18 protein-coding genes are annotated in these 14,009 nt (G+C 36.2%); all 18 read left to right on the top strand.

Going from position 1 to position 14,009, the window contains the following annotated elements; all coding sequences use genetic code 11:
• Positions 1 to 688: 688 nt before the first annotated feature.
• Positions 689 to 946 (top strand): hypothetical protein, encoded by a 258-nt coding sequence (locus NSQ89_RS12965; RefSeq protein ID WP_341132737.1) that lies wholly within the window; start codon positions 689 to 691, stop codon positions 944 to 946.
• Between the two features lie 53 nt (positions 947 to 999).
• Positions 1,000 to 1,416 carry a hypothetical protein gene (locus NSQ89_RS12960; protein ID WP_341132736.1) on the top strand — a complete coding sequence of 139 codons (417 nt, stop codon included), beginning with the start codon at positions 1,000 to 1,002 and terminating at the stop codon, positions 1,414 to 1,416.
• 12 nt (positions 1,417 to 1,428) lie between these two features.
• On the top strand, positions 1,429 to 1,770 hold the full coding sequence (locus NSQ89_RS12955; protein ID WP_341132735.1) for an HNH endonuclease: 342 nt from the start codon (positions 1,429 to 1,431) through the stop codon (positions 1,768 to 1,770).
• A gap of 13 nt (positions 1,771 to 1,783) precedes the next feature.
• Positions 1,784 to 1,972 (top strand): hypothetical protein, encoded by a 189-nt coding sequence (locus NSQ89_RS12950; RefSeq protein ID WP_341132734.1) that lies wholly within the window; start codon positions 1,784 to 1,786, stop codon positions 1,970 to 1,972.
• Positions 1,973 to 2,097: 125 nt separating this feature from the next.
• A complete protein-coding gene (locus tag NSQ89_RS12945; RefSeq protein WP_341132733.1) occupies positions 2,098 to 2,424 on the top strand; it encodes a terminase in 327 nt (108 codons plus the stop codon).
• Complete coding sequence (locus NSQ89_RS12940; RefSeq protein ID WP_341132732.1) at positions 2,421 to 4,133, top strand: terminase TerL endonuclease subunit; 1,713 nt, start codon at positions 2,421 to 2,423, stop codon at positions 4,131 to 4,133. Before NSQ89_RS12945 ends, NSQ89_RS12940 begins: the two co-directional genes overlap by 4 nt.
• 19 nt (positions 4,134 to 4,152) lie before the next feature.
• Positions 4,153 to 5,292: a phage portal protein gene (locus tag NSQ89_RS12935; protein ID WP_341132731.1), complete on the top strand. Its 1,140-nt coding sequence runs from the start codon at positions 4,153 to 4,155 to the stop codon at positions 5,290 to 5,292.
• A complete protein-coding gene (locus NSQ89_RS12930) occupies positions 5,289 to 6,056 on the top strand; it encodes a head maturation protease, ClpP-related (protein WP_341132730.1) in 768 nt (255 codons plus the stop codon). The genes NSQ89_RS12935 and NSQ89_RS12930 overlap by 4 nt, the downstream gene beginning before the upstream one ends.
• A 21-nt stretch (positions 6,057 to 6,077) precedes the next feature.
• A complete protein-coding gene (locus NSQ89_RS12925; RefSeq protein ID WP_341132729.1) occupies positions 6,078 to 7,238 on the top strand; it encodes a phage major capsid protein in 1,161 nt (386 codons plus the stop codon).
• Positions 7,239 to 7,251: 13 nt separating this feature from the next.
• Positions 7,252 to 7,557, top strand: a complete 306-nt coding sequence (locus NSQ89_RS12920) for a hypothetical protein (RefSeq protein WP_082810104.1) — start codon at positions 7,252 to 7,254, stop codon at positions 7,555 to 7,557.
• On the top strand, positions 7,544 to 7,912 hold the full coding sequence (locus tag NSQ89_RS12915; RefSeq protein ID WP_341132728.1) for a phage head-tail adapter protein: 369 nt from the start codon (positions 7,544 to 7,546) through the stop codon (positions 7,910 to 7,912). The genes NSQ89_RS12920 and NSQ89_RS12915 overlap by 14 nt, the downstream gene beginning before the upstream one ends.
• Complete coding sequence (locus tag NSQ89_RS12910) at positions 7,909 to 8,301, top strand: hypothetical protein (protein ID WP_341132727.1); 393 nt, start codon at positions 7,909 to 7,911, stop codon at positions 8,299 to 8,301. The genes NSQ89_RS12915 and NSQ89_RS12910 overlap by 4 nt, the downstream gene beginning before the upstream one ends.
• Positions 8,301 to 8,684 carry a hypothetical protein gene (locus NSQ89_RS12905; RefSeq protein WP_341132726.1) on the top strand — a complete coding sequence of 128 codons (384 nt, stop codon included), beginning with the start codon at positions 8,301 to 8,303 and terminating at the stop codon, positions 8,682 to 8,684. The genes NSQ89_RS12910 and NSQ89_RS12905 overlap by 1 nt, the downstream gene beginning before the upstream one ends.
• 11 nt (positions 8,685 to 8,695) lie before the next feature.
• Positions 8,696 to 9,307 carry a major tail protein gene (locus NSQ89_RS12900; protein WP_341132725.1) on the top strand — a complete coding sequence of 204 codons (612 nt, stop codon included), beginning with the start codon at positions 8,696 to 8,698 and terminating at the stop codon, positions 9,305 to 9,307.
• 4 nt (positions 9,308 to 9,311) lie between these two features.
• Positions 9,312 to 9,551, top strand: a complete 240-nt coding sequence (locus NSQ89_RS12895) for a hypothetical protein (protein WP_341132724.1) — start codon at positions 9,312 to 9,314, stop codon at positions 9,549 to 9,551.
• A 31-nt stretch (positions 9,552 to 9,582) separates the two neighbouring features.
• Positions 9,583 to 9,933 (top strand): phage tail assembly chaperone G, encoded by a 351-nt coding sequence (gene gpG, locus NSQ89_RS12890; protein WP_341132723.1) that lies wholly within the window; start codon positions 9,583 to 9,585, stop codon positions 9,931 to 9,933.
• A gap of 38 nt (positions 9,934 to 9,971) precedes the next feature.
• The gene (gene gpGT / locus NSQ89_RS12885; protein WP_341132722.1) at positions 9,972 to 10,118 is read left to right on the top strand and encodes a phage tail assembly chaperone GT; all 147 of its coding nucleotides are present in this window, start codon (positions 9,972 to 9,974) and stop codon (positions 10,116 to 10,118) included.
• A 35-nt stretch (positions 10,119 to 10,153) separates the two neighbouring features.
• Positions 10,154 to 14,005, top strand: coding sequence for a phage tail tape measure protein (locus NSQ89_RS12880; protein WP_341132721.1), 3,852 nt, complete (start codon positions 10,154 to 10,156; stop codon positions 14,003 to 14,005).
• Positions 14,006 to 14,009: the final 4 nt, after the last annotated feature.

Genomic DNA, 14,009 nt, shown 5'->3' with positions numbered 1-14,009 from the left:
ACGAATACTTCGGGGAATTAATTTTGATGATTGTGGAAGGTGATTTCTCAATCTCAGCCATTCTCTCGGTGTATTGGGATTATACCTTATTGTTATTTGTGAACTGGATATTAAAAACTGCCTTCGAGTATGAGTAAAAGGATCGCAACCTTTCTCGAAGGATAATATCTGGTTTAGAAATAATAAAACAATCATTAAACGTTCCTAGAGTCATAGGAGCGTTTTTCTATTTTAATGAACAAATACTCTAGTAACTTATTAAAATCGAAATTTAGGCTATTTCTGTAAGTCTGAACATTATTATAGGATGTGGTGATTATGAAACTTGAAAATCATCTACGAACTGACACCAAAGAGAAGTTGAATAAGGTAAGAAAAGAGAAATTATCCAAACATGATTTGCGTGAATTGATGGGTACTAACAGAGACACGTATAAGCGCCATAACGGAGCGATAAGAAGAAAATGAGTATTTATATTAACTTTGCTTTAGGAACGCTAATTTGCCTATTTATTTGCTTCACAATAGATGTATTCAAGAAACTTTTACTTTGGGAATGGTATATGCTTTGTTTAGCAATTATTCTTGTTTGTATTTGTTTATCATATTTTGTCGGTAAATGACGAACGATAGTAGCTTGTACCTATTTTTCCTTTCTCTGATAATTAGGAGGAAGGAGGTGTGATAAGTGCAAGTGTTTACAGAAGAAATGATTAATAAGATAAAGAAAGCCGTTGAGCAAAAAGGTGCTTTAACACCTTGCAATCGATGTGGAGCAATGAATTTTGCTGTTTATGACAGATACATAACCTTGCAGACTCAAGACCATTTAAAGGGATTGGAATTTAGTGGACCATTTATACCTGCAATTGGTGTGTATTGTAACGAATGTGGAAATTTAACTACTCATTTAGAAAGTGTATTGATGAAAGAAACAGTTAAATAGTTTATCAATAAAAGGCATCCAATTGGGTGTCTTTTTATTTTGGAGAAAGACGGGTGAAAGATATGGATACTCAGAGTGCAAGAAATAAAAAAATCCAAATGAATTGCATGAATAAAGAATGTGGAGCAAGAATTGTTGGTACTTGCTTGGATGGAATTAGATGTCCTGTTTGTAATGACTATGTAAAGCCGTCTCCTTATGATGGAATGCCAGGACACATTGATTACAATCTTTATAAAAAGAATAACAGACCAAAACAAAGTAAGGCATTAGCGATTGAAGTAACAGCAGATACAGACAATCTAGCAGCAAAGCTTAGAGTGATATCTAAACATGCTGCAGCATTAGCAAATGAACTGGATGAGATAGATAGAGCTAAGTGTCCTAATTGTGGAAAGGCAATGAGTAAGACAACGATGTATGGTGATGGAGTACCGAGTGTTCATTATGCTTGTACTGAATGTGAATAGGATAGATGCTTAATGGCTGAATACAAAACAAAAGAACAGAAGCGTAAGTTTTATAACGGTTCTGATTGGAAAAAGAAAAGGCTGGATATTAAGAAGCGTGACAACAATGAATGCCAGGAATGCAAGCGACAAGGAAGAGTTACGTTAGATACAAATGAGTACAGCGAGAAAGCAAAGCGTAAGAAGATCATGTTAGTTGTCGACCACATAAAAGAACTAGAAGATTATCCAGAGCTTGCTCTTGATGATGATAACTTAGAAACTCTTTGTGTTAACTGCCATAACAAAAAGCATGGACGAGTATGGAAGTTTGTATTTAAGAAAAACAAATGGGCTGATGATGAACGATGGTAAAGGAGAGATAAGGATGGATAAAGCTATTGAATTACTAATCCAAAGAAGAAATGTTCTTGTAACTCATAATAATATGCTGATAGAACAAGTTGAAATATTAGAAGGGAAACTCCAAGAGAAACATAATGAAATGGAGAAAAACAACATGGAAATGAAAGAGATCGATGATGAAATTGCTATTTTAAATGGGATGAAATCCTAAATACCCCCCGGGTCAAAGGTTTTCGCTTTTTTCACTCTGGGGATACCGGTATAGGGGGGGCAATCGTCTAAAAATATTTAAAAAATTAGCCTTTCACATTAGGGGTGTAGGGGGGGAGGGGTAGTATGAACCTTGATGAATTAAAAAATCAATTATTATCACGAATTGATACCGATGATTTGCTAGAAGTCAAGAAAATAAATGACTTGATACGGCTGCATGAACTAGATGAAGAATGTGATAAAGTGATTGATCGTGACGGTGTAAGTATAACTATTGAAAATGGAAAACAAAAATTTATAAAAAGTCATCCGAGTATGAATGAGAAAATGAAAATCAATGCTCAAAAGATTGCGCTAGAAAAATCAATTAAATTCAAATTAAAAACCACGTCTCCACCTACTCCTTCCTCAACTGTGGAAGACCAACCGAAGCGTGGTAGTTTAATTTGATTAGTTATAGTTATGTCGATGAATATATTAGTAAGTGGCGTAATGGAGAAATCATTTTAAATAAGCGACGCATTAAGTTAATCGAACTGATTGAACGTGAAATATTAACTGCTGACGATATGTATTTTGATAGTGAGCAAATTGAAAGTTATATAACTTTTACAGAAAAATATTATTTTCCACTTACGCTTACTCAGAAATTCAAAACTTGTTTTATTTTCTTATATTACAAAGATGGTTCCTTAGTGTTTGATGAGCATTTAGATTATGAAGGACGTGGCGGAGGAAAAACTGGTCGTATTTCCACACTAGCGAACTATTTCATTAGTGAGCTGCATGGAATAAATAATTATAATGTTTCCGTTGTAGCTAACAGTGAGAAGCAAGCAAAGATGTCATTCACAGAAGTTTTTAACACGATTGATAAAGATGACAGATTGAAAACTCACTTTCGTCATAAGAAGGCTTTGATTGAATCTCGTATTACAAAATCAGAATTTCAATATCATACTTCTAATGCAAACACGAAAGATGGTTTGAGAGATGGTTGTGTTATTTTCGAGGAAATTCACCAGTACGAAAACTCATCCACAGTTGATGTATTTACATCTGGTTTAGGTAAGGTGCAAAACCCAAGAATATTTTATGTAGGTTCAGATGGATATGTCAGAGAAGGGTTTTTAGATAAGTTATTAGAAAGAGCAGATAACTTGTTAGATGGGTCAGTAAGTATTCGTGATGATGGTTTATTTCCTTTCATGTGTTGCTTAGATGCTGAAGAGGAAATGCATAGTCAAGAGATGTGGCAAAAAGCCAATTCGCAATTTCATCCACCATTAACAAGTTATGCAAAGACATTGTTAAGAACAGTGATGAAACAGTATAACAAATTAGAACATAATCCAGATGGTTATGAAGAATTTGTTACAAAGCGTATGAATTTACCTAAAGTGGATTTAGAAAAGAGTGTTACGTCCTGGACAAAGATTAAAGCAACTAATCAACCATATGATTTAGATGAATTGAAAAGACGTGAATGTATCGGCTGTTTGGATTATGCTTCTGTACGTGACTTTGTTGCGATGGGGTTACTATTTAAAAAAAATGATAATTACTTAATTCCTAAAGAGTTAACACATTCATATGTATGTAAGCCATTTGCTGATAAGCATTATGCTTATAGTAAGGAAAAAGCTGAAAATAATAAGAAGAAGGACCATCGAAAATTCGCTCCAATCCGTGAGTGGGAAAACGATGGTCTTTTGTCTGTCTTAAAGATTGAAACCATGGATCCTCATTTAGTAGTTAGATGGTTTGTTAAAAAACGTGATGAGGGTTGGAACATTAAAAAAATTATAGGCGATAGTTTTAAGATGGATGTTCTCAAACCATTATTTGAAGCAGCTGGATTTGTAGTTGAGGTTATACGTAATCCGGATGCTGCCAGTGGTTTATTAGCTCCAAGAGTGGAAATTGCTTTTGAAAATGAACAAGTGATATTTGGAGATAATCCTTTAATGCGCTGGTATACAAATAATGTACTCGTTAAGCGGCTTCCTAATGGTAATAAAGTTTATCGCAAGAAAGAAGAAGTGAAGCGGAAAACAGATGGTTTCATGATGTTCTTATATGGAGTTTGGGCTTCAAGGGATTTAGAAGATTATGATGTTACAGACGCGTTAGAAGCATTAGATGCCTTGAATTTTTAGGGAGGGGGTGAATATGTAAATGGGATTTATAGATTCAGTATTAAGGCGTAACAGTGAGCTTGAATGGATGTTTGATCTTGACTTAACTTATGAAACAACCCAAAGAGCTTATTTAAAAAAGATGGCACTTGAAACATGCATTAATTTTATCGGTCGCACAATCAGCCAATCAGACTTTCGCTTTATAGAAAACGGAAAGCGGCAGTTAAATAATTGGCATTATTTATTTAACGTTAGACCGAATACTGATCAGAGTGCTGCTGATTTTTGGCAGGATTTCACTTATAAGTTGATTGATGAAAACGAAATATTAGTAATCAAGACTGATAGTGATGATTTTTTAATTGCAGATGATTTCACCAGGAATGAATTTGCTGTTTATCCTGATACATTTAGCAATGTGATGGTGAAGGGGTATACCTTTCAACGAACATATCAAATGGATGAAGTCATTTATTTAACACACAACAACGAAAAATTGTCAAAGTTCACTGATGGGATGTTTGATGATTACGCTAATTTATTTAGTAGGATGCTTGAAATTGCTCTTCGAAATTATCAAATTCGAGGAATGGTTGGAATTGATTCAACCCAGCAACTGACTAAAGAAAATAGAACCAGATTACAAAACTTCATCGATAAATTATTTAATTCATTTAAGAATAATTCTATTGCGCTTGTTCCAAAACTAAAGGGTTTTGAGTATGACGAAGTTGCAAGTGGAGAAACAAAAGGCCAACCAATTGATGAATTAACGAAATTAAAAAGATCATTAATTGATGATGTGGCCAATATATTAGGTATTCCTAATGCATTGATACATGGAGAACTAGCGGAATATGAAACAGCTATTAAAGCTTATGTAAAGTTTTGTATAAGTCCTTTACTAAGGAAAATACAAGATGAACTTAATGCAAAGCTTTTTACAAAAAAAGAGCATTTAGCTGGTTCAAAAGTTGAAGCTAGGTTTATTGCGTATAGCAGCATTTTTGAAATTGCTGAGTCCTTTGATAAGCTGGTTGCTTCCGGTGGCTTTTCACGGAATGAACTAAGGAAAGAGGCAGGATATGAAGAATCCGATGATCCAGAATTGGACAAGTTCGTTATCACAAAGAACTATCAGACTACCGAAGCGGTTAAAGGAGGTGAGAATGAATGAAAGTAAAACGTCTGTTTAACTATAAAAACACTCAATTTGATGAAGAGTTAAAAGCTGTCCCGCATAATTTTGCAGTAAAGCATGATAGTGAAAAAGCTGTAACAGAGTTAACTATTTATGGAGTGATTGGAGAAGCGTGGTGGAATGAAAATTGGACTTCTGCGGTAGATATTGATAATGCTTTGAAAGAAGCTGGTACCAATAACATAGAAATCAGATTGAATTCACCAGGCGGTAGCGCATTTGATGGTATCGCAATTTACAATCGCCTGATGAGTTACAAAAAAGAAACAGGTGCAAAAATCAAAGTTTATATTGATGGATGGGCTTGCTCCGCTGCATCAGTAATTGCAATGGCAGCTGATGAATTGGTTATGGGTCTAGGTTCTATGTTTATGATTCACGAAGCTTCTAGTGGTGTTTGGGGAGCTAAGGGAGATTTCCGAAGTGAAGCAGATTTATTAGAAGAGTTAGAAGAAGGAATCATAGATATCTATATGACTAAAGCGAATGTTGACAGAGCGGAAATTCGTAAAAAGGTTGACGCTGAAACTTGGTTTAGTGCTTCAAAAGCTGTTGAGATTGGCTTTGCTACATCATCTGCATCATCTGTGGAAGGAAATAAAGCTGATGAAATTGCGAACCTACGAGCTCAAAATGCAAATTTAGCAAACGAATTAAAACAATTAAAAAATCAAACAAAAGAGGAACCAACGCCTGATCAGGTACAACCGACTAACAAGCGTAAAGGGTTCCTTTTTTAATATAAAACGGAGGTATTATATATGACAATTAAATTAAACAATCACACAGATAATTACGAGGAAGCCAAATTAAATTACGCAAATGTTGTTAAAAATGAAGAGTCTACACCTGAACAAGTTGAAACAGCGTGGATAGCAATGCAAGATGCATTAGTAAACTCGTTAACAACACAAATTACTAATCAAGTTGCTGCTAATACAGTTGATCAAGTAGTTTTAGCAAACCGTGGCGCTGATGTAATGACTACTGAAGAACGTACATTTTTCAATGAAGTAGTGAAATCTGACGGATTTACAGATGAATTAGTTTTACCTGAAACAATCGTTGAACGCATTTATGATGATCTTAGAACAGAACATCCTTTACTATCTGTTATCAACTTCCAAAACTTAGGGACGGTTACTTTAACAACCATTACATCTGAGTATGAAGGTGCTGCTGTATGGGGACCAATCTTTGGTGATATCAAAGGACAACTAGATGCGGTGTTCAAACAAGAAAACATCGCTCAATCTAAATTAACAGCGTTCGTAGTATTACCAAAAGATCTTGCGAAATTCGGCCCAGCATGGGTAAAAGCATACGTACAAGCTCAAATTACAGAAACATACGCTGTAGCTATAGAGTCTGCTGTAATTAATGGTGCGGGTCCAACAAAACATGAACCAATTGGTCTAATTCGTGACTTGCAAGCAGCTGTTGATCCAACAGATGGCCATGCTAAGAAAACTGTAGCAGGTTCATTAACATTAGCGGATGACGGGAAAATCATCGAGGAATTCGCTGGAATCGGTGAATTACTATCTGTTAAACAAAATGGAAAACCTTTGAATGTAGATGGCAAAGTAGCTCTAATTATCAATCCAACTGATTCATGGAAATTACGTGCGAAATTCACTACTCGAAATGCACAAGGCGCATTTATTACAAACGTTCCATTTGATTTCAAAATCATCACATCATTATTCGCAACAGCCGGAGAAGTTATTGCATTCGTAACTGATCGTTATGATGCTTACCGTGGTGGTGGAATTGAAGTAAAGGAATATGATCAAACATTAGCCCTTGAAGATTGTAATTTACACATTGCGAAGACTTTCGCTTTCGGTAAACCACGTGATAATAAAGTAGCTGAAATATACACATTAGATATTCCACAACCTGAACCAGCAGGAGCATAAGGGGTTGATGTGATTGGAAATCACACAAGAGTTAGTACAAGAATTTAAAGAACGTATGCATATATATCATTCTAGTGAGGACGACAATTTAAAAAGATTGTTGTCCTTTTCTATTTCTGCTTTAAAAAATAGCTGTGGAGAGTTTGATGTAAATGGAGAAAAGGACACAGACTTACGAGCAAAGGAATTAGTTTTTGAACGTACTCGCTATTTGTATAATGATGCACTCGAATATTTTGAAGATAATTTCTTAAGCGAGATTACTAGTTTAGGACTTTCCTTAATGCCGGAGGAGGATGATTTAAATGCAACCATTTAAATATAAACCTCCACGAGTTAATACAGGCGATTTGAGAGTCCCTGTAAAGTTTTATGAGTATAAACCTAATGATGGTCCAGAACCGGGTGAGAGGGATGATAAAGTCCTTTTCGATTGTTTAGCAAAAGTAGACAATGTATGGATGAAGGATTTAGAACAGGCGAAAACAAACGGTACTGTAGAAGATATAACTATCACTATTCGTGATCCTTTAGATGATTATATTCCAACAAATAAACACTATGTTTCTGTGGATGCTCGTGGCTATCGTGATAAGAAATTTAATATCAAAAATACTTTTCCGGATCCACAGAATAGTGCGTTTATAAAAGTAGTGGCTGGTGTTACTTCATGAGTGTAAATATCAGAGGGAACAGCCAATTACTTAGGGAAATACAAAGCCGATTAGGAGAACAAAGAACCCAACAAATCAGTGATAGAGCATTGTTAGCTGGGGCAAGGGTTTTTGTTGAAGAACTTAAACGTCAATTTGCTACTTTTAAAGATCAAGGTTACTCATTAGAAGAAATCACTATTTCTGAACCGACTGGAAAAGCAGGGCAAAGGACAATAAAAATACACTGGCGTGGTCCACATGATCGTTATAGAATCATTCACTTGAATGAATGGGGAACTGTTAATAATCCTAATCCGCGAGGTAAAGGAGCCATTGCAAAAGCGATGCGGAATGCAGAGAATGCATACCGAGAAGCAGTCAAGCGGGAGTTAAGGAGGGGAATTTAATGTTAGATTACATGTATTCTCTTCTTATCGCTGATGAAGTTATTAATGAATATGTAGGCAACCGTATTAAGTTTTATGAATATCCGGAAACGGGAGATTTTAGTGGCACCTATATAGTACTTGATCCTATTGACTCCGATAGGATAGGTGATTATGCAGATAACATTTATTTAAGTGAAGACAGCTTGATACAAGTTGATATATGGTCAGATAACCGCAAAACAAGGGATTTGGTCGCTAAAAGGATACGGAAAATCTTAGTAGATAAAAATGGTTTCTCGGAAACTAATGGACCTGATGAATGGGACAAAGCTACAGGAGTTTTCCGAGTTGCGAGACGTTATGGTAAGAAAGTTTATCGAGAAGATTTCAATAATTTATAGGAGTGATTAGCTTGGAAAAATATTATAGATCATCTACCGGTGTAGATGAATTTTACTATGCGGTAATTGATGAAACTGGTGCTGCTGTAACGATAGGGAAACCAGAAAGAATTAAGTTTTTACAAACAATCAATATCGAAATGCCGCAAGAAGCTGTACGTGCTTATGGAGATAACCAAACAGCAGAAATTGCAGTTTCAGCAGGAAATATTTCTGTTACATCTGCTTTTCACAAACTACCAGATGAGGACAAAGCAGTTTTATTCGGTCTTGAAAAAACAACAGAAGGCTTATATGCGTATGGATCGACTGATACACCTCCATATGTTGCATGCGCCTTTGCGAAAACATACGAAGATGGATCTAAAGAGTGGGTTGGATTAACGAAAGGAATCTTCATGAGAAATACTACTACTGGCCAAACAAAACAAGATGGTGTTGAATTTTCTTCTGAAGAAGTAACAGCTGAATTTATGGATAGAGAAGTGGAAGGTTTTACTGAAGAAAAATCAGTGTTATTCGCTCGTGATACCAAAACTTCGACTACACAACGAGACGCATTATTCTTAGCAGTATTTGGTCAAGCATATCCATCCACGACTACTACACCAGAAGGAGCGTAATCAGATGACTAAAAAATCAACTGAAAATCAAGAAATCGTAGATGTGAAAAATGAGGAAGAAACAAAAGAAAAGAAATATGTTGTTGTGTATGATTTTAAAGATTTAAAGGATAATGATCGGATTTATATTAAAGATGACCCATATCCAGCAGAAGGAGCTAAAAATCCAACTGCAGCTAGAATTAAAGAATTGTCATCCACAAAAAATAAAATGAAGAGAGTACTAATTAAAGAGCAGGATTAATTCCTGTTCTTTTTTTATGGAGGTAATGAAAATGGCTAATTTAAAACGTAATATGATAGAACTAGTTAAAGAAGTAAAAGAAGGCGAAATTGTAACAGAGAAGTTTTTAACACCGCCGTTTATTCCACTAAGCGTTGTATACCAAGCTATTGATTTGAATGTAGAATCAATGAAAGTGACAGAGGAAAACGAAAGGGAATATGTAGAGAAGTTAGCTGATTTTGTTGTAAATGATATATACAAAAATCAATTTACAAAAGAGCAATTAATAAATGGTTTGCATGCACCGGATGCAATAAGAACATTAACTGAACAAGTGATATTTATTACAAGAGGTCGTCAAACTGATGAAACAAAAAAGTACCTGGCGAAGAAAGATTAAAGGACGAGGATTTCTCGCCAGAAAAGCAAAAAGAATATTTGGATGAACTCGTCCGCGAATTAATGAAACAAGGTAAGGACGTTAATGAAATTTTAAATATGCCATACCAATTTGTGATTGATTTAATGGTTGAACAGAATAAACCTAAAAAGCAAAAATCCCTTATCGCTGCTTTTGGTGGTTAGGGGTTTTTTAATTATGTAAAGAAAGGAGGACGATTATGGCTGAAAGAATCGAAGGTTTATCGATAGGGTTAGATTTAGATTCCACAGCGCTCAATAGAGGATTAAAAGGCTTAAAAGATCAACTGCGGACAGTCAACAGTGAAATGAAAGCTAATCTTTCTGCTTTCGATCGTGGCGAACGTTCTGTAGCAAAGTACGAAACCATCATTACAGGATTGAATCGTAAGTTGCAAGTACAGGAATCTGTTACCACTGCTGCTAGACAAGAATACGAAAAAATGGTTCGAGAGCATGGAGAGGGTTCACGAGAAGCGGAAAGAGCAGCAAGATCTTATAACAATGAAGTAGCTGCACTGAACACTTTGCAAAGACGGTTGCAAAATACTCAAAGAGAATTAGCGGACTTCAGAGAAGAACAAAGGCAAGCGGAATCGGGTTTTAATAGATTAGGTCGCAGAATTACTGATACTGGTGAATCATTAACCAAATTCGGAGATAAAACTAAAAACATAGGCACATCTCTTACTGCTGGCTTAACTGCTCCTATAACAGGATTGGGAATAGCTGCGGGTAAATCTGCACTTGAATTCGATAAAGCTTCTGGAAATATCCAAGCTGACCTAGGAATAACGGAGAAACAAGCAAAAAAGCTAAATGATGTTGCAACAGAACTGTGGAAAGACGGATTCGGAGATAGCATTGAAGGTGTTTCAACTAAAATAGCAGGCGTTACAAAGGCGTTGGGTGATTTAAGTAAAGTTGATCTATCTTATGTAACTCAAGGTTTGGATCTCTTCGAAAGGAGAGGATGGGCCGACCAACAAGAAGCATTAAGAGCAATAAATATTTTAATGAAACAATTTGGAATGTCTGCGTCTGATGCAATGGACTATATTACAAGGGGCTTCCAAGAAAACTTAGATTATAGTGGGGAATTCCTTGATAGTATTTCCGAGTATTCCACGTACTACGCCGAATTTGGCATGTCTGCTGAAGATATGTTTGCAAAGTTTAAAGCGGGTGCAGAAACCGGAGCGTTTCAATTAGACAAAATTGGGGATGCGATGAAGGAGTTCACTCTCCGTGCGAAAGATGGTTCTAAGAGCAGTACAGAGGCATATAAAGCACTTGGATTAAATGCGAAGGAAATGACTAAGCAATTCAACAAAGGCGGAGAAGATGCTAAGAAAGCCTTTGAAAAGGTTGTTAAAGCTATAAGGAATACCAAGGATGAAGGAGAGCGAAACGCTGCTGCTGTTGGGCTTTTTGGTACCCAATACGAAGACTTAGGTGGGAAAGCTTTTGATGCAATGCTAAGTGCAAGTAAAGGCTTAGAGAATGTGGAAGGAGCTACAAAAAAGGCAAGTGATGCTCTTCAAGACAATTTAGGTACGCGTGCTTCAAAAGTATGGCGTGACTTTGTTGCTGATATGCAACCAGTCGGCGAAACAATGCTTGATATTGCAGAAGATGTTCTTCCGAAAGTTGCTGATACAGTAGAAAATGTTACTAGTGCTTTTGCTGATCTTTCACCAGAAGGACAGAAAACTATTTTAGCGATAGCTGGAATAGGAGCGGCTGCTGGACCAACTTTAATAGGTGTAGGTGCTCTTGCGACTAGTGTAGGTTCATTAGCTAAGATTGTAGGTCCATTAATTCCAGCGTTAGGAAGTGGTGCTGGACTATCTGGTGTATTAGCTGGTTTAGCTGGTCCGCTAGGTATAACTGCATTAGCTGTAGGAGGTTTAGGTCTAGGTTTCATCGCACTTGATAAGGAAATGGATAAACCGATTATTAAGAGTGATATTTTTAAAGGTAAAATATCCGAAGCAACTAAACAAGCTGTTGGTAGTTATATGGAATTAGATGAACAAGCAACTGCAGAATTAAATAGTTTAGCTTGGTCTAATCAAACCATTACAGATGAAATGGCAAATAACATGGTTTCTAGATATCAAGAGATGGGCGATCAAGTTCTTCAGGCTATGAAAGAGAATCACAATGAACAACTAGCCGAACAACAAAGGCTTTTTGCTGAAAGTGATGTATTAACGGAACAAGAAGAGGCAAAGAGATTAGCTAAATTGAAAGCAAAACAATTGGAAGAGGAAAAAGCACATACTGAGCAACAGGCAAGAATAAAAGAAATTTGGACTTTGGCAGCAGAAGAAAAGCGTGGTATCACAGATGCAGAAGCTAACGAAATAGCGAAGCTGCAAGAACAAATGAGAACCAAAGCGGTAGAAGAATTAACTGCAAGTCAAGAAGAACAAGTAACGATTTTAAATAATATGAAAGGGCAAAAAGGAATTTTAGAAGCAGAAACAGCAGCAAATACTGTAAAAAAATCAGCTGAAACAAGAGATAAAGTCATCAAAGATGCAAATAAACAATATGCAGAAACTGTTTCTTATGCTGAAACGGCTAGAGATGAATTAGGCATTATATCTTCAGATGAAGCTAAAAAAATCATTAAAGAAGCTGAACGAAAGAGAAATAAAACAGTTTCAAAAGCAGAAGATATGCATTATGACGTTGTGGACGAAGCGCAGAAGCAAGCTAAAGAACATGTCGATGAAGTTGATTGGGAAACAGGTGAAGTTTTATCCGGATGGGACAAGATGTATAATGGCGTAATCGATGCTGTAAACTGGGTAAGAGATCTATTCGGAAAGAAACCACTAAGTAAAAAGGGAACTATTAAAGAGACTGGTAGACAAACACAGCGTAGACAAAACGCAAAACTAACAGCTAAATATGCTGATGGTACGTCTTCCACAGGTCATCCAGGAGGACCAGCTATAGTTGGTGAAGAAGGAATTGAACTTGCTCACATTCCAGGTCACGGGGTGACTTTATTAGGAACGAACGGACCTGAATTTCTCACTGATTTACCACGTGGATCTTCAGTTCTACCTAACAAGCATACTGAAAGATTATTAAAATCTTATGGATTCCCCGGATATGCTGATGGTATTGGTGATTACTTCGATTTATTCATTAAGGGTGCTGGATCTGTTTGGGATATGGTTAAAGGTAAATTTGGTTTATCTGATGGTTTGATTCCGTCATGGCTAACTAACCACACAGGTAGTCCTTTAAGTTATATAGGTGATATGGCAAAGGGTTGGATTAAAGATACATGGGATAGTTGGTTTGGAAGTCTTGGAAGCTTAGGAGGAAAAGGCTCGGGAGTAAAAAAATGGGCTGGATTAGCTACAAAAGCATTAATGCTGACAAATCAATTTACCCAATCTAATTTGGACAGATTGCTTTATCAGATGCAAACAGAGTCCGGTGGCAATCCAAAAGCAATTAACTTGTGGGATAGCAATGCTAAAAAAGGTATACCTTCAAAAGGATTAATGCAAGTAATTGACCCAACATTTAGAGCATATGCAATGCCAGGATTTGATAAAGATGTATATGATCCTTTGTCTAATATCCTAGCTTCAATTAGATACGCAGTTTCTCGATATGGTTCATTAGCAAAGGCATATCGAGGTATCGGATATGAGACAGGTGGTTTAGTTAATACAGCTGGTATGTATCAGCTTGCCGAAGGTGGTTGGCCGGAATATGTTATACCAACAGACCCAAATAGAAGAACAGATGCTATGAAACTCTTAGCATTAGCTGGCAAGCAAATTCAAGGGAATAAACGTCCTAATCAGTTGCCTAATGTTAGTGCTAGCGGTAATTCTGACTTTCAAGAAGTAATCGAACGTCAGGATAAACAAATAGGTTTAATGCAGCAACAAATAGATTTACTTTCAAAGTTGTTACTTAAAAGCAATATTATAAATATAAATGACGAAACAATTGAAAAATCAGTAAGTAACTTGCAGGCAAAGAAATATGGAAACGCCGCATATATGATGGGGTGACTAA

Source organism: Niallia sp. FSL R7-0648 (genome assembly GCF_038007005.1).
In the GTDB taxonomy this organism is placed as follows: Bacteria; Bacillota; Bacilli; order Bacillales; family Cytobacillaceae; genus Niallia; species Niallia circulans.
Note: the sequence above shows the minus strand (reverse complement) of the source record. Positions and strands in the feature narration are given on the sequence as shown.